The organism is Chryseobacterium sp. NFX27 (genome assembly GCF_049887855.1).
Classification (GTDB): domain Bacteria; phylum Bacteroidota; class Bacteroidia; order Flavobacteriales; family Weeksellaceae; genus Chryseobacterium.
In genome coordinates this window covers 236,850-258,468 of the sequence record NZ_JAGEKK010000007.1, presented here as the reverse complement: position 1 = coordinate 258,468, position 21,619 = coordinate 236,850, and the positions used below count along the sequence as shown (strand labels likewise).

The following is a 21,619-nucleotide window of genomic DNA, read 5'->3' as shown; positions in this document are numbered from 1 at the left end:
ATCCTGCTTTTTACTAAAATATCAAAAAAATTCCTGAAAAAACAAATAACGGAAATCTAAACCTGAAAAATTGTAGATCGCAAACTTTGAGACACAAAAAAAGACTGCCCCTTTTGAGACAGCCTCTACATTTTTTCTTTTGCCAAAAAAAGGTAGTATACAGCGATAAATGCAGAAGAGCAGAGCAGTATTTTTAGAATAATGATGAACATTTTTATTCTTTTATCTGTTGATCTATTATATCACGGAGTTCTTTCAGCTGCTTCTGACTGAATTTTGCATTGGAAGTGAAAAATGATGCAAACTGAGTCACCGAACTGTTGAAAAAACGGTCAATCATAGAGGTCATTTCCTCGTTGAAATATTCCCCTTTTTCTACTTTTGGATAGTATTCACGGGAATTTCCATACAATGTATAGCCTACCAGGTCTTTATTCTGCATTCTTTTCAGCAGAGTAGCGATGGTCGTCGCAGCAGGCTTAGGCTCCGGGTAGGAATCAAGAATATCTTTCATGAAAACCCGTTTCTTTTCCCAAAGGATTTCCATAAGGCTTTTTTCCGAATCGGTTAATTTTATTTCTTTCATTCTACAAGTTTGCAATTTATTCTACAAATGTAGAATTAAAATTTTCACCTGCAAATTTTTATGGCATTATTTTTCCATTATTTTTGTTATCACTAATTACAATACTATGAAATTCAACCCAATTTATGTATCAGCAGTCAGCGTTTTTTTACTTTTATGTTCATGTAGTAAAAACACTGCAAATGCCCAGCAGACAGGCCCCGACGGTAGTGTGGAGACCGAAAAACCCAATACAGACTATAAGCCTGCCTTTAAAGGACAGACCAGAATTAAAGCTGTAAAAACGGCAACAGCTTATAAAGTAGAAGTCCTTAATAAAGACCTTGGGAAACCTTGGGGGATTATAAATCTTCCCGACGGAAGATTTCTTATTACCGATAAAAACGGCCATATGAATGTGGTTTCAACAGATGGGAAGCAGGTTTCTACAGTCGAGGGATTCCCAAAAGTAGATTCAAAAGGGCAGGGAGGAATGCTGGATGTAGCTCTTGATCCGGATTTTAAAACGAATAATATTATTTATTTCAGTTTTTCAGAACCGTTTGGTGAAGGAAATCTGACTTCAGTAGCGAAAGGAAAGCTTTCGGCAGATCTTAAAAAGATTTCAGAAGTTAAAGTTATTTTCCGTGCAGAACCTTCCTATGACGGTGACAAGCATTATGGAAGCAGGCTGGTTTTTGACAGAGACGGAAATTTATTTGTAAGTACCGGAGAAAGATCTGATAAAGAAACAAGAGTGTACGCTCAGAAAACAGATAATTATTTAGGAAAGATATTGAAAATTACTAAAGACGGAAAGCCAGCCCCAGGGAATCCGTTTATTGGAAAATCGGGCTATAAGCCGGAAATTTATGCCTATGGTATAAGAAATCCGCAGGGAATGGCAATAGATCCGAAAGGAACTCTTTGGGATATTGAAATGGGACCGAGAGGTGGTGATGAAATCAATCTGATCCAACCCGGGAAAAATTATGGCTGGGGAGATGTAACCTATGGAATTGAATATTCCGGAGCCAAAGTGGGAAATGGTATTACCCAAAAAGAAGGGACAGAGCAGCCCGTTTATTACTGGGACCCTGTAATTTCTCCAAGCGGAGTTACTTTCTACACCGGAAATATTGAGGAATGGAAAGGCAATCTTATCATTGGATGTCTGAGTGGCGAGCACATTAACAGAATTGTTATGAAGGATAATAAAGTAGTGGGTGAAGAACGCCTTCTCGCTGACCAAAAAGAACGTTTCAGAGATGTGCTGGATGGAATGGATGGCAGCCTGTATGCCGTTACAGACAGCGGAAAACTATATAGAATTTCTAAAAAATAAAAAGAGGCTGTATCAGCAGATTATTTCATGCTGATACAGCTACATTATCTTTTAAAACTTAAAATTAAGTCTTGCAAAAGCCTGCCTTCCTGCAAAACCCATCTGTACAGGATCAAAAATACCTCCGGATTCTGTATTGCCATCTACATGCGCCGTCTGCAGCGTAGGATAGCGGTTAAATAGGTTTTTGCTTCCTATGGTAAGATTGAAGCTTTTGGTAAATTCATAGCCGAAAGATAAGTCGGTTGTTACTTTTGCCCCATAAAGCTGGTAGTCATCTGCACCGCCGTAACCTATCAGTTTTACTTTATCAAATCTTACCAGCTGAAGGTTGGCATTGAACTTATCGATCTTATAATTTAAATTCAGGTTGACCTTTGTTTTGGGAGCAGAAGCTAAAATGAATGCTCTTTCTCTTGGGCTCATGTATGTTTCTTCTTTTCCTTTCAGCATTTCTGAGGCATTTACTTTGGTGATTTCCATTTCGTTGTAATTTCCGGCTAAAGTAGCAGAGAGTTTTCCTGAGCCGATATTTTCGATATAGCTTAAGATGACATCAACCCCTTTTGTTCTGGTGTCTATAGCATTAGAAAAGAATTGGGCTTGATTTACTCTATATTCTGTAAGTTGTCGAGTCAAATTATCAGTCATATCATAACCGGTGAAGTTACCGTTATCATCATATAGAGCTTTCTTTTCAAAATTTCCAGTAAGTACGATTCTATTTTTAACCATAATGTAATAGCCATCAATGGTTGCAGTAAATTTTCCAGTATTAAACGTAAATCCTGCGCTTCCATTTACAGAAGTTTCTTGTTTGAGCTCAGGTATTCCCACTGCTTTTGCAAGGTCACTATCGTTAGCTGCAAGCTGTATCGTTACAAGGTTTCCCCCTTGAAAGTTGGTAAACTGAAGACTGTAATACTTCTGTGCCAGAGAAGGTGCCCTGAATCCTGTAGAAACTGAACCTCTGAATGCAAATTGGGGTGTAATGGCATACCGCGTTGCAAATTTACCATTTAAAGTACTTCCGAAATCACTGTAGTTCTCAAACCTTCCTGCCACGCTGATCATCCAGGCTTTGGTAATATCCAGTTCAGTGTCTACATAAGCCGCAAAATTATTCCTGTTTTTATTAAATTCCTGTGAATATCCGGGAAAGCCCTGTGATCCGCCGGGGCGCACTTCACCGGATAACGGATTGGTAACAAGCAGACCTTCAGGAGTGTCAGATGTTACAATATTTCCGTTAATGTCATACATCGCATAGGATGCTTCTTCTCCTTTGATAATTCCAAATTCTTCGTATCTGAATTCGGATCCGAAGGCAACATTTAAGCCCTGAAGAACGCTGAATTGTTTTGAAGCATTAAAACCAGTCGTATTCTGCAAAAGAGAATGTCCGCCGGCATTAAAGCTTGTGGGAGATTTTATTCCCAGAGTGGCATTAATCGTATTGTCTATCTGGTAAGTAAATCTGTTACTTCCGAATGCATTATAAAAATCGACATCCCAGTTTGCCACCTTAAACTTTAATCCGTTGTCAAAAGTGAAATCTGTAATGCTGGTGTCTTCTATAGGATTAAAACCGTTAGGATATATTTCAGGAATATTTCCGTCAGCATCCGGTGTTCTTGTCCATGCATAGGCATTCGTCTTACGATAAGAAAAGCCCTGACGGGAATAGAATTTCAAGCCGTCAGACAGAGGAAGCTCTACGTTCCCGAAGAAATAAATATTCTGAGATTTTGCATCCCCAAACTTCTCCCTCGGTGATGAATATTTTTCAGGATTGGCATTTCTTAAGGTACGGTCTTTATTTATAAATTCAACAGTGAAATTACCGAAACCTCCTTTGTTACCTATTTTTGTTCCCAGATTTCCGCTGAAATCAAAAGTAGTTCCGTCTACTTTATGATCGGATACCACATCTTTATTTCCCGGGCTTTTAAAAAGATTCATTCCATAAAAGGCATTACCCTCAAAGCCCTGGTTGCGGTCATTAAGAATAACATTGATTACCCCGGCTATGGCGTCAGATCCATATTGTGCAGAAGCTCCGTCGCGAAGTACTTCAATTCTTTTTATAGCCCCAATCGGAATGGTGTTCATATCTGATCCCGTATTTCCTCTTCCTTTTGTTCCGAAGACATTGATCAGTGAGGACTGGTGATACCTTTTTCCGTTCAGTAAAAGAAGGGTCTGATCCGGTCCAAGCCCACGAAGGGTTGCAGGATCTGTTGCATCAGCGCCGTCTGATCCGGACTGCTTATTGGAATTAAAGGATGGCGCACTGAACTGAAGAAGCTGGTTCACTTCTATCTGCCCCGTCGACTGGCTTACCTGTTTGATATCAATTACATCAACGGGGACAGGAGTGTTGGTAACAGTCCTTTTTTTATTCCGGCTTCCGGTAATGGAAACTTCCTCTATTTTTGATTCCTTGGAAATTGTATCGTTTGTATTTTGAGAATACAGCATGGATACGGTTCCTAAAAAGAGAATACTGGTGTACTTTAATTTCATATTTCGTATGTAAGTTAGTGATTGTATCAAAAATATTGAATTTAACCGTTAAATCAATGCGAAAATATGTTATTGTGTAAGAATTACTTAAATTATGTTAAATTTTAATTAAACAAAGAAAAATTTTAATCAATGTTGAAAAAAATACGAAAATTTTTAACTTTAAAAACTGTTGATAATGCGGTTTAGCCCTTCTTCCAGAATTTCCCTCGAAGTAGAAAAGCAGATCCTGATATGACCTTCAGCACCTTTTCCAAACCATCTTTCAGAACCAGGAACAACAGCTACTTTTCCTTCTTTTAAAACATGGGCAGTAAAGGCTTCGCTTGACAGTCCATTTTCAATTGTTGGAAAAATCACAAAAGTTGCTTCAGGTAAATTAGGAGTTAAAATGCCGGAATTACTCAACATGCTGTAGGCAAGATCCCTGTTATGCTGTAGATGATCCAGGAAGTCATTAAACCAGGGCTTGGCCTTTTCAATAGCCACACTTGCTGCAATTTGAGATAATGTAGATACGCCTTCAATGGTAGAGTTGAAATGGGATTTTTCCGTAAAATCATCCAAAAGATCCTGATCATTACACAAAACAGCTCCAATTCTCAAACCGGCAATCCCAAATGACTTTGAAAATCCAAAAACGGTAAAACTCTTCTTTTTTGCTGCTTCTGAAACGGAAGAATACGTATTAAATTCTTTTTTGTCATAAACGATATCACTCCAGATCTCGTCACTCATAACCCATAAATCGTGAGCTTCAGCTATTTCGGAAATTTTTATTAAAACCTCTTTTGAATACACCCTTCCCACCGGATTGTGGGGATTGCAGATGCTGATCAGTTTTGTTTTTGATGAGATTAAAGAAGTCAGCATTTCAAAATCGATCTCTCCTGTTTTGGAGTCAACAGCACATAATTTGATGTTGCCGCCTGCTGCGTCCACTGTTTTTTTGAACAGAAAATCAACAGGGTCGAAAATGATGGCTTCATCTCCTGGTTCCAGCACATATTTGGCAATCAGAAACATACCTTGGGCCGCACTGTTTACCGCTAAAATATTTTCCGGAGTGAAGCTTCCGTTTTTTTCCGTATTGAAGTGTTTGGCAACACTTGTTTTGAATTCCGGAATTCCTGAAAAAGGGCCATAGCTGAGGTATCCGTCTTTAATATATTCAATGATTCCCTGCTCGATCTCGGTAGACATTCTGAAATCCGGATCTGCCGCCGTTAAAGGAATGATTCCGTTTTCCAGAGTCGCCCATCTTCCGTTGTACGCTTTTCTTTTCAGGGCTTCGAAGTTGATATTTTGATTTGTAAACATTTTTATTTGTATGAAATTGGTAAGGTGTTTTTTTGCTGCTCGTTTAATGGCAGAAGGAACTGGTTCAGTAATGCTCTTCCGTTTTTAATATGGATCTCAATTTCCGCCTTTCTTTCTTCTTCATATTTTTGAAAAGTTGCCGGGAGATTATTTCCTTCCAGTAAGAGATTTGTCAAAACGTAAGAATCTTTTAGAGCCGAAGTCACACCCTGGCTTGTAAAAGGAATCAGAGGATGAGCCGCATCGCCTATGAACACAATATTTTCGTGATAAAAAGGATTGAGCTTTTCCAATTCATATACTCTCCATATGTGGGCGTTTTCATAGCTTGAATCATTGATGATCGACGAAATCAGGGGATTCCAGTCTCCGAAATTGTCCACAATGAACTGTTTGATACAGTCCGGGGTATAATCTTCATTGATGAAAAACCGGGTAATATCAAACTGGCAATACCAAAGAATTTTTGTAGAGGAAAGCTTTAATACTCCAAAAGTAAGTCCGCCGTCTTCATGGTGAAATTTCAAGAAATTGCTGTCAAGCTTGCTGGCAATTTCCTCATTTTCGATAATGTTGACCACTTCATTTTCTAAAACGGCTTTCATTTTTTCATCTTCAAAAATTTTTCTTCTGATTCTGCTTCTCGAGCCATCTGAAGCTATAACCACATCAGCATCCAATGATGTGCCGTCATTGAGTGTTATACAGGATTTTCCGTTAGAAAAACCATTCAGGGTGACTGTTGTATCATATGATATTTTATCGGAAGGAATGCCTTCGGCCAAAATCTCTATCAGGGTACTTCTCGAAACTACAAAAACATCTTCAAGTTCTTTTTCAGAAAGGACCTCACCATTTTGGTGGTAGTGAAGATATTTTTTTAAAAACTGCCCTTTTTTGTAGAGATCATCAATGTTAATGATGTTGGAAAGGTATTCAATGCCTTCTTTGGGAAGAATAAATCCGTGCCCTTTCAGGTCATTTTGAGTTCTTCTTTCATAAATATGGTAGTCAATATTATTTTTTTCCAAATAATTTGCCATACTCAATCCGGAAACTCCCGCTCCTATGATTGCAACTTTGTACATCCTTATTAGTTTTAAATAGTGTTATTAGTTTTTATTAAAAATCCAAAGATCTCCGTTTTTGTATTTCTTGCGGGAGACTTTGTTTTCTTCAGTAAGTTTCTGAAGAGTATCAAATGCTTTATCGAAAGAGATATTGGAGAGAACCGCAAATTCCTGAGTGGTTAAAGTAGGATAAACTGCAAATAGCTGGTCAGGTTCTGTAGAGTATTCCTGTTTTTTTGCGTCGGGGCTTATTTTTGTAATTCTGCGTTCAAAATCTGTATAAGGTTTGAAGCCGTAGAGAATATCCAAAATTTCGTCGTCTTTGGTAAAGATCAGGGTAGGAAACCCTCTTACACCAAGCTGTCTTCCAAGGTCAAGATCTTTTTTGAATTCAATCTGAGCTTTGGATTCATAATCCTCTTTCCACTGTGCTACATCTAATCCTGCCATCTTAGCCGCTTTTTCCAGATGTTCTGTTCTTGTGATATTTAATTGATCAAGAAAAACCATTTCACGGGTAATTCTCATATAGTCTACAGCTTTCTTTTTATCCTGCATTTGGGCTGCTTTAAAAGCAATGGATGGAGGATAGGAAGAATTTAACGGATCTGTAAGCCAGACTCCTCCTTCAATAGGCATCTTATAATATGGGCTTACCTCCTCCCAGTGGCCGGCAACATCACTTGGCTTACTGATTCCTCCGGAATTGTAAATGTCCCATGAAGGTAAAAGCCCTCCCATTCTGTAATCTATTTCTACAGCATTGCCATATTCCAGTTTCATTTTTCTCAGCTGGGCTTCAATTCCCCAGCAGGAAGAGCAGATGGGATCTGTATAATAAATAATGGTGATTTTATCTTTGGTGCCCTGAAGCTGCTCTGCTGAATATTCTGAGTCTTGAGTTTCCAGGATTTCACATATGCCTTTTTCCGGATCGCAATTGAGAAGAGGATTCTTGTTCATATTGTTGTTATTTGTAAATAAGTTAAAGAATAAAAATAGATAGGTAAAAATGTCCAAAATGATATTTTTGGTTAACATAATATTTGAGTTGGATAAAGAAATAATAGCCGGACGGGCCATTATTAAGAATAATAAAGTAGAATTATTCCGGAGCTTTAAAGATATTGTCGTCAGAATGGAAACCTGCGACACCACCACTCACCGCAAACTTCATGGCAGAAGCTGCAGTCATTCCCACTACAGGTTTGATATTTTTTTCTTCAGTTACAATTACCCATCCTGAAATAGCATAGGAATGGGGCAGATATACTGCCACGTAATTGTGCTTTTCAACGTCCGACATTTCTTTTTGGGTCAGAAAGCCGATTCTCCAGATCTCCGGATTTTCATTCGTCTTTACCCAGACAGGATCGTTGAATTTTTTTTTGTCTCCCACAAATGAAGACATGACGTCTTTTGTGGGGGTATAAATATGTTTTACCCCCGGAATTTTTTCCAGAAGGCTATCCATAGTGTCGAAAAAGAATTTTCCTACTACAAATTTATTTCCCAAATATCCCAGAACGGCTGTAATGAGTATCGTTGAAACAAAAACCAAACCCGGAATCTCTTTTGCGACAGAAGGAATGATATTGTCAACAGCGCTGACAACATACCAGATCACAAAGATGGTAAGCCCGATTGGGCCAATAATAACCAGCCCCTGAAAGAAATTTTTCAGAAAAAAATTGGCAATATTTTCAAAGGTCAGTTTTTTCAACGTGGATTCTTTACTTTTTTATTTTAACCGTGGATTGTTTCTTTGTTTCCGTAAGATTTAATGATGTTGGCTTCATATTCCAGCCACGCGTCCCATCGTCTGTTTACTTTTTCGGGATTTCCAAGCTGTCTTGCAAATCCTATAAATGTTGTATAATGGTTCGCTTCAGAGATCATAAGTTCTTTATAAAATGTCTTCAGCTCTTCATCTTTAATGTTTTCAGTAAGAACTTTAAATCTTTCGCAGCTTCTGGCTTCTATCATGGCGGCAAAAAGCATTTTATCTACAATTAGATCTTCCCTGCTTCCCTGGATGATAAACTTGGCCAGTTCATTCACATAATCATCTTTTCTTGGCCTTCCAAAGGCAAAACCTCTTTTTTTAATAATCTCATGTACCTGATTGAAATGATCAAGCTCTTCCTGCGCAATGGCGAGAAGCTCAGTAACAATTTCGGGATATTCGGGAAGCATAGTGATTAAGCCAATAGCATTAGTTGCTGCTTTCTGCTCACACCACGCGTGATCCGTTAAAATTTCTTCAATGTTTTTCTCTGCAATATTTGCCCATCTTGGATCGGTGGGAAGTTTCAACTTAAACATGCCTTGAATTTTCTGTAAAATTAAAATAAATTGCGATAAGAAAAATTATTTTATTTTAAATTGATTGCTAAAGCGTTAGGAAGCTGTTTTTTTTCTTAAAAATTCCAGAACTTTCCAGCCCATATCATCCACTTTCTTCAATCCGGCCGCGATAATGAAAGCAAGGATTACATTGATGATATAAATTAAAATCATAAGCAGCCACCATGGCATGTTTTCCTGTAAAGCAACCACGATGAAATATACGAGAGATGAGCTTATCCCCTGGGCGAAATAAAAAAATATAGCATTTTTACCGATGTATGTAACAAAGCTTTCTTTTGAAATTTTAAGTCTATTGTAAAAAACAAATAATGTGGTAAGGGAAAATAAAGTCCAGATAATATAAGGAGTTTTTGGTGGGAATTTGTTTTTATTGATTTTATAGAAAATCTCATTTCCGTAATACCAGAACATCCAGATCAAAGCTGCCGAAACTATTGCATATAGAAAAGGAATTGCTTTTGTGGGGATTTTTTTACCACGCATTCTGTTGGCAATTAAAAAGATGGCAAGATAAAAGGCGACATAGCCTACTTGTCCTCCTGGATAAAACTCCGGGAAAACATTGAATATTAAAGTCAGAGCCAGGGATAGTGCTATGAACCAGTTGACATGCTTTGGAAAGAATCTTAAGATCAGCACTCCAAAAACTGCCAGAATGAAATATACTTTAAGATACCAGAAGCTACCCATAACAACCGGAAAAGTATCCGCGTTGGTATACTGATGAAGATACCAGTTTCCCAGATTCTGCCATTGTGGGATATCAGATACGCTGGTCGCTGCATATTTTGAGCCAAAGGTTGAATAGAAATTCTGGAGCCATTCCACAGAAAAGAATGTTAATCCAAAGACTTTAAAAAAGTAATCCAGAAAGAACAGAAATGTTACAAAGATCATATAAGTGATCTGAAGTTTTAATAATCTGTAAAATGTTTTCTCGATGTTCGATCCTGAAGTAATTCCGCTTAAAGCATAAAAGAGAGCCACATCAAATACCAGAGAGAATACTCTTACCTCGGCGGGAATATAAAACTGTCCCGACCAAAATGCGGTATGGATAAATATAATGGAAAGGGTTGCCATTCCCTTGGCAAAATCGATGTAGAGATCTCTGTTCATTTGTTGTAGGATATGGTTCAAAAGTAAATAAAGTTTGGGATATTTATCAAATAAACTAAAAAGAGACAGAACATTGCTGTCTGTCTCCCTTGTTAAATATGCTAAAATGAATGTTATTTAAGGTGCTTAAATTCTTCTTCAGAGATTTCTCCGGTCTGGATCTTTCTAAGTTCATCGATATATTGGCTCATATAAGCATCGATCTCAGGATTCATAGCGTTTTTGCCCATCTTGTATGTGCCGTTTAACACGCCCTGATAATAGTAGAAGAAATTGTAGTCAAAATTGGCTGCGTTAAGGTCATATTGCCCAAGAAGGAAGCCTAAACGTACAGCAGATCTTCTTTGAGGAGGAGTTCCGTGGTGATTGGCGCTTGTAGTCTGATAGTCTCCGATACTTTGTGCGAATTCATAAGCTGCAGCAATTTCAGCGAAACTGGTTTTGTTGTATCCGTTTGGCCTTCTTAAGTAATATCCTGCAAAACCGTCTGCTTCCAGTTCGTTAGGTCTTGCTGTAGATTCGTTTACCGTTGGAAGCCCGAAAATGTACTGTAGCTGGTGCCCGTATTCATGAGCAAGGATCATGGCGTTCACGATATCTCCTCCTTTATTTTTAGCATCTGCATAGATTGCGTAGCCATAATAAATTTTTCCTGTGGAATAAGAGATCGCATTGTAGGTGGAGTTGAAATTGGAGGGATCGTCTACAAAACGGAGAGTTGGGTTGCTTCTGCCCCAAAGACTGGCAATTTTAGTCATCTGGGAGTTCATAAAGTTGGTATCTGCTGTGTTTGGGAGACCGGTTTTGAGTATTGCGGTTGAACTCCAGTATTGATCTACATAGGAGCAGCTTTTTTGAAGCTCTCCGGGTTGTTCGATCTTTGCGCTAGCAGATTGAGATTCGGGAAGGACAGATTCTTCCATTTTGTCATCACGGCACGCTGTTAATGAAAAAGCGGCAATGGCTCCTGCTAATAAGCAGAATTTAAAGTTTCTTTTCATATAAAAATATTTTTTGGTGATAACGAAGGTATAAAATTATCTCTTAATTATGAGCATATTAATGTAAAAAATTATTCAAAACATGGTGAAATGATTTTTTATTATGTTTTGCTAAAAAAACACGGAGCTGATTGTAAGCTATTTAGAAATTTATTCATATATTTGCACCTCGAAATAACTAAAAATTTATAAACAATGTTTGCAATTGTAGAAATAGCAGGGCTTCAATACAAAGTTGAGCAAGACCAGAAGTTGTTTGTAAACCGTTTAAAAGGAGAAAAAGGAGACAAGGTTTCTTTTGACAAAATTCTTCTTACTGTAAACGGTTCAATCACTGTTGGCGCCCCAGCTGTAAACGGAATCACTGTAGATGCAGAGATCCTAGACCACGTAAAAGCTGATAAAGTAATCGTTTTCAAAAAGAAAAGAAGAAAAGGTTATCAGGTAAAGAACGGTCACAGACAATCTTTAACTCAAATTAAAATCACTGGTATCACTGGTTTTGACGGAAGTACTAAGAAAGCTGCTAAAAAAGAAACTGTAAAGGCTGAAGTTCTTTCAGACAACGCAACGGTTAACTTTGGTGAAGATCACGAACTGAACTATCACTTAAAGAAAAACAACTTGTCTCAGTCTAAAGAAAACAGAGAAACTTTAATTACTTTAGGTAAAGCGGTTAAAGTTGAATTAGAAAAGAATGTTCTTACTCACGAAGAAGTGGATGCTGCTATCGTTAAGAATATTGATCAATTTAAAGCACTTAACAAATAATCCAGTAATAAAATGGCACACAAGAAAGGAGTCGGTAGTTCCAAGAACGGTAGAGAGTCTCACTCTAAGAGATTAGGTGTGAAGATTTTCGGTGGACAAGAAGCTATTGCCGGAAATATTATTATCAGACAGAGAGGTACACAACACCACCCGGGTGAAAACGTGGGTATTGGTAAAGACCATACTTTGTTTGCACTAGTAGACGGTAAAGTAGTTTTCAGAAAGAAAGCAAACAACAGATCTTTTGTATCTGTAGAGCCAAACGCATAATTATTTAAGCGTTTTATAAAACTTAAACCTCAGTCATTGGCTGAGGTTTTTTTTGTGCTTAAAATTCTGTAAAAAGAAAAATATTTTCGCTAATATTCTTATTATAGTGAAATATTTATATATTTGTTAACTATCAAATAACAAATCATTTGCGGATGCCGAAAAGCAGATAGAGTAGGCAACAAACTAAAACAAAATACTATGAAAAATTTGAAAAAATTAACAAAGAAGAATTTGAAGAACATTAATGGTGGTGCTGGTGGATGTCCTCCATTGGCTAATTGGTGCTCAGAGTGGTGTACCTGGACACCTTGGCAGCAGGCACATTGCTTGAATGCGGTAATTGATACGCCTTGTAACTGCTAAGTTTTTCTTTAAGGCATGAGTTCATATTAATTTTAAAACAAAATACTATGAAAAATCTAAGAAAGCTATCAAAGAAACAACTGAGAACAGTAGATGGTGGTGCTTTAGCATGTCCTCCTCCTGCAACTACCTGCGTAGAATGGTGCACATGGACTCCACAACAGAGATTGGTGTGCCGTAACATGATTATAGATCCGGATCCGTGCGGATGTTAATAAATAAAGTTATTGAAAAAGTAAACCTCGGCACTGCTGAGGTTTTTGTATTAAAAGAGCGTACTCTACTTTAAAAGTTTTAGCGGCTTATGTTTTTGGCTAGATTATATAATTATAAAAAAGCTCCTTGTCGATTAGACAAAGAGCTGTATTTTAAAATCCTATCTGGAATCCTGCTTTTATTCCGAAGGTTGAAATATCCGGTCTGTCGAGATAGTTTCCTCTCCAGTTAAAGTCTACCCTGAATATCCTGAGGTTTCCGATTCCTATATTTTCAATTCCGAATCCATATTCAAAATAAATCTGCTCGCTGGGAGCTGAATATTTGAAGCCTTCCACATTAATGGACTTAGAGGCATCACTTAAAGTTCCGTAAGCTGTTCTGATAAATGCAATTTCCCTAAGTTTCAGCTTCTTGATCAAAGGAATGAAAGAAAGTATTTTTCCGTTGAAATGATGCTCAAGATGAAGCGTTGAGTAGGTGTCTGCTACAAATTCGTAATAATTAAGCTGTGAAAATGTATTCTGTGCCAAGCTGTACGACTGGTTTCCCGGTATTACATTCTGAAGGGCCAGAGGAACTGTATCAAAAGTTTTTCCTGCCTCAAAGTTGACAATGGTCTTGCCCCAGCTTCCGATCAGTATGGGCTTGTAGAACATAAACTGAAGCCTGTTATAGTTGAAATCACCGTTGAAAAGACCTTCAATACCTCTTGTATATTTCAGGATGATAGTTGGAGCCAGGGTGCCGTGTTCATAACGGTCCACTCCTGTCTGGGAGAATTTTGCTCCAGGTCTTGCAATTAAACTTAAAGTAACGTGGGAGTCATTTAGCGTTTTTCTCAGATCTCCATTGCGGTAATACATTAAGCTGAATTTATCCGGGTTTGCAGATTTTATACTCTGCAGTGTTCCGTCTACTCTTACCTGAAAATTTTTCCAAGGTTCAATGGCTGCAAAAATATTGGTCTTGTTTATAGAACTCAAAGAGGCGTTTTCTCCTCTTGCAAAAAGGGTAGAAGAAGCAAACGTACGTGCCATAATTCCGTCATCGGTAGTAAGCTGTACACCTAACTGTTCAATGTCTCTTTTTGTTCCGGCTCCGATCATGAACCTGTTCACTCTGTTGAACATATAGCGGGCTTCGGCTCCGTACTTCACCTTTTCGTCTTTAAATCCGTAAGCTGTATAAAACTGAACTCTCCATGGATCATTTTGCCCAAAGTAAGTTCTTGCTCCCAGTCTTATTCTGTCACCTTCCACTTCATTCTTACCGTAAATTGAAAAGATAGGGCCTATATCAATCCCTTTAAAAGCGTTATAATACCCTGATGCCAGTGTTTCGTAGATTTTAACAATACGGTTGAATTTTGGAGTCTGCTGAAGCTTGTCAAGCATTTCATAGACGCCCTGTTCGGATTTGGACAGAGAGTCTGGCCTAGCTTTTACCCAATAGGCATCATCTTTGTCGACAAATTTGTCGTCGTACTCTTCCTGTTTCCTTGTGAATACTTTATCATCAAGAGGTTTATTGAATTCATATTGAGAATAATCGACCGACCGTTTGGCAATAATACTTTTAGAGGTTCTCTTTTTTGCGAAAGGAGTAAGCTCTATTTCTGTAATGAATTTTTTAGGAAGAAATGTGTTTTCATCGGGATTGTCATATTCCAGTTCTGTGGAAATGCTGTTGATGAAATTAACGTTGATTTTCTGCGTTGATTTTAAAGTAGCTCCTAAAACAGCATAATTGTCTGTGTCAATATAAAGATAACCCTGGAAGGCTAAAACATCTTTCCTTTTGGGTTGGTATCTAATCTTGTAGGCATTCTCACCGTGGATAGAGATGGTATCCGTTAAATTATAGTCATAAGTGCTGAATCCATTTGAGCCGACCGGACTTGGAAACCCTATGTCAAAATAATTTAACGTGTTATCATAGATGTTAATATCACGGTAGAGATTTTTTGCAGTGATAGTAATTACCTGGTTATCCTGAAAACCTGATGTTTTTTGGGCAACCAATAGTCTTTTTGTCTTTTTTCCGGGTTTGTTTTCTCCGAAATTTTCATAGATGGATTCGTTCAGGAAAATAGGAAGCCCAATCTTTCCGCTGGCAGTAGAATCTGCATAATCAAAAATGAAATCAAGCTTATTGAAGATCTTTTTACTCATAAAAGCGCTGTCTAGGTTGTTCGCATCAAACTGGATTTTCTCGTATTCTTTATAAGTATAGGTGTCGAATTTCTCTAAGCCGTTGTTCCGTTTTCTTTTCCAGACTTCCTGCATAATAGCATAAGCAGGATTTTCTTTTTTGTTTTTGTATTTGGTTTTTTCGTTGTGAATAACGATTTCGCCAATCGTACTTACTTTTTCCTGCGAAAGCTGTACAAAAATATTGGCAGCATTTTCAGGAGTAATGGTAATGGTTTCGGTAGAATAATTCTTTTTCGAGAATTTCAGTTTATAAATAATACTGTCTGACTGAACACTAAAGCTTCCGAGAGAAGTTTTTAAAAAAGGTTCAGTATTCTCGTTAATAAAGACGTCTACATCGGTAATTTCTTTATTGGTTTTTGCATCTACAATTCTTCCGTTCACTGTGTTTTGGGCGTATGCCAGGCAGGATATAAAAAACAGAAAGAAGAGATTATAATATTTGGAGTTGTTATTTAACATCATTTGTTTCTTCAAGCAATTAGCACAAACAAAAAGCGTGCTGTTTATTTAAAAAAGATCATTTTTTTAACGTTTTTAATGAAAATTCACAAAACTACAAATGTAACGAAAATAACAGTAAAAGATTGTACTGATTAATGACTTCATAATATTGGATTTTTAGAATGAATAAAGGAGGTTAAGTGCTATATGAAATGTATGGTATAAAATTCACGACTAACATTTTTTCCACAATTTCTCCACGTGTTTAATTTGCTATTAACAGCTTCTTAATATATTTTCAACAGGTTGCCCACATGCTTTTAACAGGTTTTTAAAGTACTTTCCATAATATGCTAATAGCTTATTGATATTTTTTCCACAAATTACCAACATGTGTATTTTATTTATTTTCAGTAATTTAAATATTTGTGTTACAGTTTTCCACAAAGTATATGGTGTAATATGTTTTTTGATTAGTAGAGGTTATAGCTAACATTTTTATTGTTTTGTGGAAAACCGTTGGTTTGGGTAACCTAATCTTTAATCAGTTTTTTTTGCTTTCGTCACTTACCCAATCAGAAATTAATGAAAGTTTTAATTTGATAAAGAAATCGGAAGTGATAGAAATTTACCCTATAGAGAATGAAGTAAAAATCTAGTTCTTACGACTGTATATCTATCCAGCCCATAAAAAGCATTATCTGAGCCAATAACCCGATAAATAAATTAAGATCTTGGTTTTGGATCTATTTAATATACTCTGTAAAGAAAATAAGGAGAGAATGCTTTCTGTTAAGTATGATAGCAAGCTGAAGGGGAAGTGTTAGATTTGGAAGATATTTGGAAAGAAATTGAGACTGATCTTGCTTTCTCTCCATCAAATTTGTTTTTATAAAATCAGGTTTTAGCTTTAAGAAAGTATACTTCTCCATTCTTTAAACAAGTTGGACTACAATCTTTGTAGTCCGGCTGTTGGTAGAACGAAAATTTTTTTAAACCTAAATTAATCCGGATATTGTATAGCCTCCGAGAGTTCTATTGGATTGTTATACATTTTCAAACGAGATTGGATTGTTTTTGTCATTTCTCTGAAATCAGGCTTTATCTCCTTTCCCTTTTCATCTATAAATTTTGCTTGCACATTTTGTGATTTTATTTCTCTTAAAGGATCACTGTAATAATCTAAAGATACTTTCTGTAACTGCTTTTGCGGAATATTAATTGCTTCTTTATACATGTTGTGAAAATCTAACGTATCGGATTTTTTCTTTATCGAATAAAGGCTAAACTTATAAGAACCGGTAGAATCTTCCATATAAACTATTAATCCGGGTAAATTTCGGAATATATACGGCCCTGCCTGAATTGGTACATCTTGAGTATACCACGCCTCCCAGGTTCTTCCTTTGTATTTTAAAATGGCTTTTCTACATAAATAGGTGCCTATTTTTTTTGTTTCTGGTTTTAGTTCCCAATTCAGTTCTACAAATTCCTTTATTTTGTACACATCTTTAATAAAAAAATAATATTTAAAACTTAAATTTTCTTCATAGTTAATAACTGAAAAGCTATTATCTCCTATGGCCGCCGCTTTAGATCCCGTACTTCTGAGTGAATCCACCTTGTATTGTTTTTCAGTCAAAAATTTAGATTTATCTTCCTGAACTAAAAGGATCATATTTTTATTCACTGTCTCGGAATTTAAGGAATCTTCTTTATAAGTAAGTTGATAACCAAGTCTAAAATTTTGAGCATAAAGACTACAGGATAAAAAGATGAATACTAAATTTATTGAAATTTTATAAGTCATAATAATACAGATGAATCAAGTTTAATCTTTAATTAAATTCTGCAGTGTAGGGATTGTAGTTACAATCAACTTTATATCCTGTTTTACCTTTTTCTGGAAGATATGTCGTTGTGCAGCAATACCTGAATTCACAAACGTTGCATGGCTCAATATCATCTTTTTTAATACTCCATAATTTCGATAATGTTTTTACGGTGTTTGTTTTTATTTCTTCAAAATCATCCAAAATATTTCCGTAACTGTTTTTATCTGAAAAATTATGTTTTATATTCCCATTTCTATCGATAAATATAGTCTTGAATAAAGCTAAATTATAATTTTTTGCCACATTATAAGCATTAATACCTATGGCAATATCGAACAGATTGAATCGGGTTAAAAATAGTTTAGAATCATCACAGGTGATATAATTTTTAATAATATCATTATTTATTAGAGATTGTTTTTTTGGAGAATTAAATAAGGTAATAGAGGTAAGCCTTTTATTTTCATAGACTTTTTTATTTATTTTTTGGTATGGAAAAGAAAGCGATACATTAGAAGCTTGAGAATATTCCAAAGATGATAATATTTTCAATAATTGGTCCATACAGTTACCGTTATCAATATGTAGGTGCAGCCTTTTAACGCCTAATTGTCGAATATTTTTCGCAAATGTATCTATATTATCATAAATATGTTGTGATAAAATAACCGTTGTAAAAAGGATTTCGGATGTGTCTTCATTGATGCTTATAGCAGATAAATTAGGGAAAGATGGATTGCTGGAATAAAAAATAAATTCTTTTTTTTCTAAAAAATTCAAATATTCTTTTGCAGTTTTATTTAGTTTATATTCTTCCAACACATCGCTTACTTTTCTTCCTCTGATATCCTCTATAAAATCTATTAAGGTATTAGGTATGAATTCTATAGTTTCTCTTTGAATATCATATATAGTACTTCTTTCAAAACCTCTTACTAATATACAGCAAGAAAAAAAGTTAATATATTTGTCTTTATTGTTCTGTATATAAATTGATCCCATCTTTGTATATTCTTAAACAGTGTATTTCCGATTGATGAATAGATGTCGAGATTTGTCTACTCAGATTATTTCTTCTTGCCTTTTTAGTATTTGGAAAAGGAAAGACATTTGAGAATAGAATTGGAAATAATTCCTTTTTATGTTTTATTTCTTTTATTAAACTTTTTTTCATGTATTCAAGTTTTTGAGACAATGAGCAACTTCATAATGAAGGTTATAATTACAAGGTAATGAAGTCATTCTAAACTGACCAGAAGGATTTACTTCTAAAAAATAATATTCGCCATCGTTGGCTTTTATCATGTCCACAGAACCTGTATTCAATCCTATTTTTTGCATCAAAGCAGAGATTTTTGCATCAACAGATTCAGGGAGGGTATATGAAACGTATCTATTAGGATTCTCATAGTTTACTTGTCTATAATCTGTTTTTGTCTGATCGTCATTTTGAGAAAATATAGCCATACTGTAATTTTTCCCGTTCAGGTGGAAAATTCTCAGCTCATATTCCTTGCTTATCATTTCCTGAAATAAACTTGGGAAGAAGTTTTTATAACTCCTGATTTTTTTCTCACTTAATTGGGTAGTGAAAAAAAAGAAAGCTTTATCATCAATACCAATGACTGACCCTTCATTTATAGATTTAGTGATATAGGGCTGGTTGTAGTTTAAATTATCTGAATTGTTAGTTATATATGTTTTAGGAATTTTAATGCCTATTTCATGTGCGGCCATTAAAGTTCCTATTTTAGTCATGGATTCTAACTTTTGATAATGATTAAGCCATTTTTTATCTTTTAAAAATTCAAAGAAAATGTTTAATGTCGATATATATTCTGATTCCAGATAATTTAATAGTTCTATGTTTTTTTCGGTTTTTATATTTTCTTTATACCTGTTAAAAAAACCAAATTTCCTAAACCAAACACATTTAACTTCTGACATGTCCACTTTTCCAAAAAAAATATTTTCTACAATCAATTTAGGATGTGGCTCTAATTCAACATACATTTTCGTTTTTCCGGTAAATAAATCCAAATCGTTAATTCTTATATGTTTTTCGCCAAGAATCGTCAAGTGTTCCATTACCCAGTTCGTGTCATCATCATTCGGAGTAGATAAAATTAAGATCATATTATAATAATTTGAAAAAGACTATTGGGAAGTAAATTATGTAAATTGAGATTTGTCTATTTAAAAAGACGTCTCCCTTGGAATAAAAACAAAAAAGTCACCTCAAATGTATTGAGGTGGCCTTTTTTAGCACGTTGTTACTTACGATCCCAAGATGAATCATCAGCTGTACCACCATTATAGATAAGTGTAATACAGCTTGCCATTTCGGCATCTTGAAAACCGGTGTTTGAAGCTAGTCCTGCATAAACAGTTTTTAAATCACCTAGTTTTTTACCTTTTAAAGATTCTAAGGATTTCTTTGATTTGATTTCTTTTTTCATAATATTTAAAAAAAATGATTTTTTCCTACTCTATTTAAGCTTTTCGGATTCCGCTATTATTATTGTGAAAAATATAAAATCAATTGTGCTTTTATTGGAAACAAAGATGCAGGAACATCAAAGATTCCACAACCCTATACTCAATAGATTCATGAACTTATAGGCATAAATTCATGAATCTATTAAATGTAAAATATTGGAAGCAAGTATTTTGTTTTGGTGGTTTATTTTGTTTTGCAATTTCTTAAATAAGCTCCAGGGATAGTCCCTTTTATTCTTTTGAATGCCAATGTAAATGCTTGTTCCCTATTATAGCCTAGCTTTTCAGCAATAAGGATATTTTGTAGAACTGGAATTTTTTGTTAGTGGCCGATCTATTGCTGGCGTGGTTATTTATAAACGATGAATGTAGTTTGCAAATTTTCCTTTATAAATATTAATGGTTTTTGAAATTAATCTAAGATTTTTGGCAGGCTACTTTACTTTCGAAGAGCTCATCTGATTATGAGATAAATAGTGTGGATTAAGAATATAGAGATATTATAAAATCGACTAAATAATATGGTGTACTAATGTACTAACAGAAGTTGAATAGAAATAAAAAAGACCTACATTTCTGTAAGTCTTTTTTGCTCCTCCTGCTGGGCTCGAACCAGCGACCCTCTGATTAACAGTCAGATGCTCTAACCAACTGAGCTAAGGAGGAATTTTCCTCTGTTTAAGGTGTTGCAAATATAAAAGGAATATTAATATCAGGCAAATTTTATCCCCGATTAACGATGGTTTTTGACTAAAAATGTTGAATTTCAGTAAGAAATATTTCAGAAGGGTTTTGAATTAACTTTAATCATCTTCGAACAAATGCCGGAAATAGAGTTCCGGAGATTCTAAAAAATTCTTTGTTAGCTGATAGTGCTCTGTTTCCCTGTAACCGGTCTGTTGAATTTTTTCATCCAATACATAAATTTCTGCACCGGGATAACTCATCAGGATCGGGGAGTGGCTGGAAATAATGAATTGAGCCTTTCCTGCTTTTTCCAATTTGTGAATGACGGATAGTAATGATAATTGCCTTTGTGGAGAAAGTGCGGATTCCGGCTCGTCGAGAATATAAAGACCATTCTGGAAATGATTGTGAAATAAGGCAAGAAAAGCCTCGCCGTGGGATTGCTGATGTAAGGATTTCCCACCATAGGCATTCAGAACGCTTCGGTCTTCTTCGGCAACTTCATCTATGTAGGTTGCAAAGTTGAAAAAGCTTTCAGCTCTCATAAAGAATCCCTGGCCGGTTTTAGATTTCCAGGACAGGGTAAGGTATTCGGACAGTTCAGATTCTGTTTTGTGGAAATTGTAATTGTGATTTCTGCTGCCTCCAGATACGTTGAAATCACACTTTTCTGCAATGGCTTCCAGTAATGTAGACTTTCCGATACCGTTTTCGCCAACGAAAAAAGTGACATTGCTTTTGAGTTTTAAATCCAAACCATTGCTCAGAAAGGGAAGATTGAAAGGAAAACCTTCAGGATGATTGTCTTTTAAATAAATCCGGGATAAATAAGGCATCTTGATTATTTTATTAGGTATTGTCAAATCCATCCATCAAAAGGTATGCAAATAAAAAAAGACCTACATTTCTGTAAGTCTTTTTTTACTCCTCCGCTCGAAACAGCGACCTTTAATTTATTGTCAGCTATTCTTGCCAAACCCGGGTGGAGTATTGTGTGGT

Annotated in this window: 21 protein-coding genes and 1 tRNA gene; 5 read left to right on the top strand and 17 right to left on the bottom strand. The window is 35.7% G+C overall.

All coding sequences use genetic code 11. From position 1 onward, the window contains the following. Positions 1-214: 214 nt before the first annotated feature. Positions 215-586: a BlaI/MecI/CopY family transcriptional regulator gene (locus J4Q03_RS10425; RefSeq protein WP_426048117.1), complete on the bottom strand. Its 372-nt coding sequence runs from the start codon at positions 584-586 to the stop codon at positions 215-217. 106 nt (positions 587-692) lie between these two features. Here J4Q03_RS10425 and J4Q03_RS10420 point away from each other — a divergent pair, with 106 nt between their 5' ends. Then, a complete protein-coding gene (locus J4Q03_RS10420; protein WP_426048116.1) occupies positions 693-1,910 on the top strand; it encodes a PQQ-dependent sugar dehydrogenase in 1,218 nt (405 codons plus the stop codon). Positions 1,911-1,961: 51 nt separating this feature from the next. Here J4Q03_RS10420 and J4Q03_RS10415 read toward each other — a convergent pair whose 3' ends face one another. From J4Q03_RS10415 to J4Q03_RS10380, 8 genes are all read right to left on the bottom strand, one after another. After that, a complete protein-coding gene (locus tag J4Q03_RS10415; protein WP_426048115.1) occupies positions 1,962-4,436 on the bottom strand; it encodes a TonB-dependent receptor plug domain-containing protein in 2,475 nt (824 codons plus the stop codon). Between the two features lie 162 nt (positions 4,437-4,598). Then, positions 4,599-5,756 carry a pyridoxal phosphate-dependent aminotransferase gene (locus tag J4Q03_RS10410; RefSeq protein ID WP_426048114.1) on the bottom strand — a complete coding sequence of 386 codons (1,158 nt, stop codon included), beginning with the start codon at positions 5,754-5,756 and terminating at the stop codon, positions 4,599-4,601. 2 nt (positions 5,757-5,758) lie between these two features. Then, the gene (locus tag J4Q03_RS10405; protein WP_426048113.1) at positions 5,759-6,844 is read right to left on the bottom strand and encodes an FAD-dependent oxidoreductase; all 1,086 of its coding nucleotides are present in this window, start codon (positions 6,842-6,844) and stop codon (positions 5,759-5,761) included. Positions 6,845-6,868: 24 nt separating this feature from the next. Then, the gene (locus tag J4Q03_RS10400) at positions 6,869-7,789 is read right to left on the bottom strand and encodes a DsbA family protein (protein ID WP_426048112.1); all 921 of its coding nucleotides are present in this window, start codon (positions 7,787-7,789) and stop codon (positions 6,869-6,871) included. Between the two features lie 142 nt (positions 7,790-7,931). Continuing rightward, complete coding sequence (locus J4Q03_RS10395; protein ID WP_111953713.1) at positions 7,932-8,549, bottom strand: DUF502 domain-containing protein; 618 nt, start codon at positions 8,547-8,549, stop codon at positions 7,932-7,934. A 23-nt stretch (positions 8,550-8,572) separates the two neighbouring features. Then, positions 8,573-9,151, bottom strand: a complete 579-nt coding sequence (locus J4Q03_RS10390; RefSeq protein WP_426048111.1) for a tRNA-(ms[2]io[6]A)-hydroxylase — start codon at positions 9,149-9,151, stop codon at positions 8,573-8,575. A 75-nt stretch (positions 9,152-9,226) separates the two neighbouring features. After that, a complete protein-coding gene (locus tag J4Q03_RS10385; protein ID WP_426048110.1) occupies positions 9,227-10,315 on the bottom strand; it encodes an acyltransferase family protein in 1,089 nt (362 codons plus the stop codon). 113 nt (positions 10,316-10,428) lie between these two features. Beyond that, positions 10,429-11,316 (bottom strand): metalloprotease, encoded by an 888-nt coding sequence (locus J4Q03_RS10380; RefSeq protein ID WP_426048109.1) that lies wholly within the window; start codon positions 11,314-11,316, stop codon positions 10,429-10,431. A 195-nt stretch (positions 11,317-11,511) separates the two neighbouring features. On the opposite strand from J4Q03_RS10380, the gene rplU reads away from it, so the two are divergent. The 4 genes from rplU to J4Q03_RS10360 all read left to right on the top strand — a co-directional run bounded on the left by rplU (position 11,512) and on the right by J4Q03_RS10360 (position 12,938). Continuing rightward, the gene (gene rplU / locus J4Q03_RS10375; protein ID WP_111953705.1) at positions 11,512-12,087 is read left to right on the top strand and encodes a 50S ribosomal protein L21; all 576 of its coding nucleotides are present in this window, start codon (positions 11,512-11,514) and stop codon (positions 12,085-12,087) included. A 12-nt stretch (positions 12,088-12,099) separates the two neighbouring features. Continuing rightward, complete coding sequence (gene rpmA, locus J4Q03_RS10370) at positions 12,100-12,357, top strand: 50S ribosomal protein L27 (protein ID WP_111953703.1); 258 nt, start codon at positions 12,100-12,102, stop codon at positions 12,355-12,357. 201 nt (positions 12,358-12,558) lie between these two features. Beyond that, positions 12,559-12,723 carry a bacteriocin-like protein gene (locus J4Q03_RS10365; RefSeq protein ID WP_426048108.1) on the top strand — a complete coding sequence of 55 codons (165 nt, stop codon included), beginning with the start codon at positions 12,559-12,561 and terminating at the stop codon, positions 12,721-12,723. Positions 12,724-12,770: 47 nt separating this feature from the next. Next, positions 12,771-12,938, top strand: a complete 168-nt coding sequence (locus tag J4Q03_RS10360; RefSeq protein ID WP_426048107.1) for a bacteriocin-like protein — start codon at positions 12,771-12,773, stop codon at positions 12,936-12,938. Between the two features lie 153 nt (positions 12,939-13,091). On the opposite strand, the gene J4Q03_RS10355 is transcribed toward J4Q03_RS10360, so the two are convergent. From J4Q03_RS10355 to J4Q03_RS10320, 8 genes are all read right to left on the bottom strand, one after another. Then, a complete protein-coding gene (locus J4Q03_RS10355; RefSeq protein ID WP_426048106.1) occupies positions 13,092-15,620 on the bottom strand; it encodes a DUF5686 family protein in 2,529 nt (842 codons plus the stop codon). A 725-nt stretch (positions 15,621-16,345) separates the two neighbouring features. Beyond that, entirely contained in the window at positions 16,346-16,477 is a 132-nt protein-coding gene (locus J4Q03_RS10350) for a hypothetical protein (RefSeq protein WP_426048105.1), read from the bottom strand. Between the two features lie 125 nt (positions 16,478-16,602). Next, a complete protein-coding gene (locus J4Q03_RS10345; protein WP_426048104.1) occupies positions 16,603-17,409 on the bottom strand; it encodes a GLPGLI family protein in 807 nt (268 codons plus the stop codon). A 28-nt stretch (positions 17,410-17,437) separates the two neighbouring features. Next, positions 17,438-18,436 carry a hypothetical protein gene (locus J4Q03_RS10340; protein ID WP_426048103.1) on the bottom strand — a complete coding sequence of 333 codons (999 nt, stop codon included), beginning with the start codon at positions 18,434-18,436 and terminating at the stop codon, positions 17,438-17,440. A gap of 168 nt (positions 18,437-18,604) precedes the next feature. Continuing rightward, positions 18,605-19,570 carry a grasp-with-spasm system ATP-grasp peptide maturase gene (gwsG, locus tag J4Q03_RS10335; RefSeq protein WP_426048102.1) on the bottom strand — a complete coding sequence of 322 codons (966 nt, stop codon included), beginning with the start codon at positions 19,568-19,570 and terminating at the stop codon, positions 18,605-18,607. 137 nt (positions 19,571-19,707) lie between these two features. Continuing rightward, on the bottom strand, positions 19,708-19,893 hold the full coding sequence (locus tag J4Q03_RS10330) for a hypothetical protein (RefSeq protein ID WP_426048101.1): 186 nt from the start codon (positions 19,891-19,893) through the stop codon (positions 19,708-19,710). A gap of 632 nt (positions 19,894-20,525) precedes the next feature. Next, positions 20,526-20,599, bottom strand: a tRNA-Asn gene (locus J4Q03_RS10325). A 137-nt stretch (positions 20,600-20,736) separates the two neighbouring features. Beyond that, positions 20,737-21,456: an AAA family ATPase gene (locus J4Q03_RS10320; RefSeq protein ID WP_426048100.1), complete on the bottom strand. Its 720-nt coding sequence runs from the start codon at positions 21,454-21,456 to the stop codon at positions 20,737-20,739. Positions 21,457-21,619 lie beyond the last annotated feature (163 nt).

What these genes read in the sequence shown, in the direction of transcription:
- J4Q03_RS10425 (WP_426048117.1), bottom strand. Translation starts at nt 586, where the DNA reads ATGAAAGAAATAAAATTAACCGATTCGGAAAAAAGCCTTATGGAAATC.
- J4Q03_RS10420 (WP_426048116.1), top strand. Translation starts at nt 693, where the DNA reads ATGAAATTCAACCCAATTTATGTATCAGCAGTCAGCGTTTTTTTACTT.
- J4Q03_RS10415 (WP_426048115.1), bottom strand. Translation starts at nt 4,436, where the DNA reads ATGAAATTAAAGTACACCAGTATTCTCTTTTTAGGAACCGTATCCATG.
- J4Q03_RS10410 (WP_426048114.1), bottom strand. Translation starts at nt 5,756, where the DNA reads ATGTTTACAAATCAAAATATCAACTTCGAAGCCCTGAAAAGAAAAGCG.
- J4Q03_RS10405 (WP_426048113.1), bottom strand. Translation starts at nt 6,844, where the DNA reads ATGTACAAAGTTGCAATCATAGGAGCGGGAGTTTCCGGATTGAGTATG.
- J4Q03_RS10400 (WP_426048112.1), bottom strand. Translation starts at nt 7,789, where the DNA reads ATGAACAAGAATCCTCTTCTCAATTGCGATCCGGAAAAAGGCATATGT.
- J4Q03_RS10390 (WP_426048111.1), bottom strand. Translation starts at nt 9,151, where the DNA reads ATGTTTAAGTTGAAACTTCCCACCGATCCAAGATGGGCAAATATTGCA.
- J4Q03_RS10385 (WP_426048110.1), bottom strand. Translation starts at nt 10,315, where the DNA reads ATGAACAGAGATCTCTACATCGATTTTGCCAAGGGAATGGCAACCCTT.
- J4Q03_RS10380 (WP_426048109.1), bottom strand. Translation starts at nt 11,316, where the DNA reads ATGAAAAGAAACTTTAAATTCTGCTTATTAGCAGGAGCCATTGCCGCT.
- rplU (WP_111953705.1), top strand. Translation starts at nt 11,512, where the DNA reads ATGTTTGCAATTGTAGAAATAGCAGGGCTTCAATACAAAGTTGAGCAA.
- rpmA (WP_111953703.1), top strand. Translation starts at nt 12,100, where the DNA reads ATGGCACACAAGAAAGGAGTCGGTAGTTCCAAGAACGGTAGAGAGTCT.
- J4Q03_RS10365 (WP_426048108.1), top strand. Translation starts at nt 12,559, where the DNA reads ATGAAAAATTTGAAAAAATTAACAAAGAAGAATTTGAAGAACATTAAT.
- J4Q03_RS10360 (WP_426048107.1), top strand. Translation starts at nt 12,771, where the DNA reads ATGAAAAATCTAAGAAAGCTATCAAAGAAACAACTGAGAACAGTAGAT.
- J4Q03_RS10355 (WP_426048106.1), bottom strand. Translation starts at nt 15,620, where the DNA reads ATGATGTTAAATAACAACTCCAAATATTATAATCTCTTCTTTCTGTTT.
- J4Q03_RS10350 (WP_426048105.1), bottom strand. Translation starts at nt 16,477, where the DNA reads ATGGAGAGAAAGCAAGATCAGTCTCAATTTCTTTCCAAATATCTTCCA.
- J4Q03_RS10345 (WP_426048104.1), bottom strand. Translation starts at nt 17,409, where the DNA reads ATGACTTATAAAATTTCAATAAATTTAGTATTCATCTTTTTATCCTGT.
- J4Q03_RS10340 (WP_426048103.1), bottom strand. Translation starts at nt 18,436, where the DNA reads ATGGGATCAATTTATATACAGAACAATAAAGACAAATATATTAACTTT.
- gwsG (WP_426048102.1), bottom strand. Translation starts at nt 19,570, where the DNA reads ATGATCTTAATTTTATCTACTCCGAATGATGATGACACGAACTGGGTA.
- J4Q03_RS10330 (WP_426048101.1), bottom strand. Translation starts at nt 19,893, where the DNA reads ATGAAAAAAGAAATCAAATCAAAGAAATCCTTAGAATCTTTAAAAGGT.
- J4Q03_RS10320 (WP_426048100.1), bottom strand. Translation starts at nt 21,456, where the DNA reads ATGCCTTATTTATCCCGGATTTATTTAAAAGACAATCATCCTGAAGGT.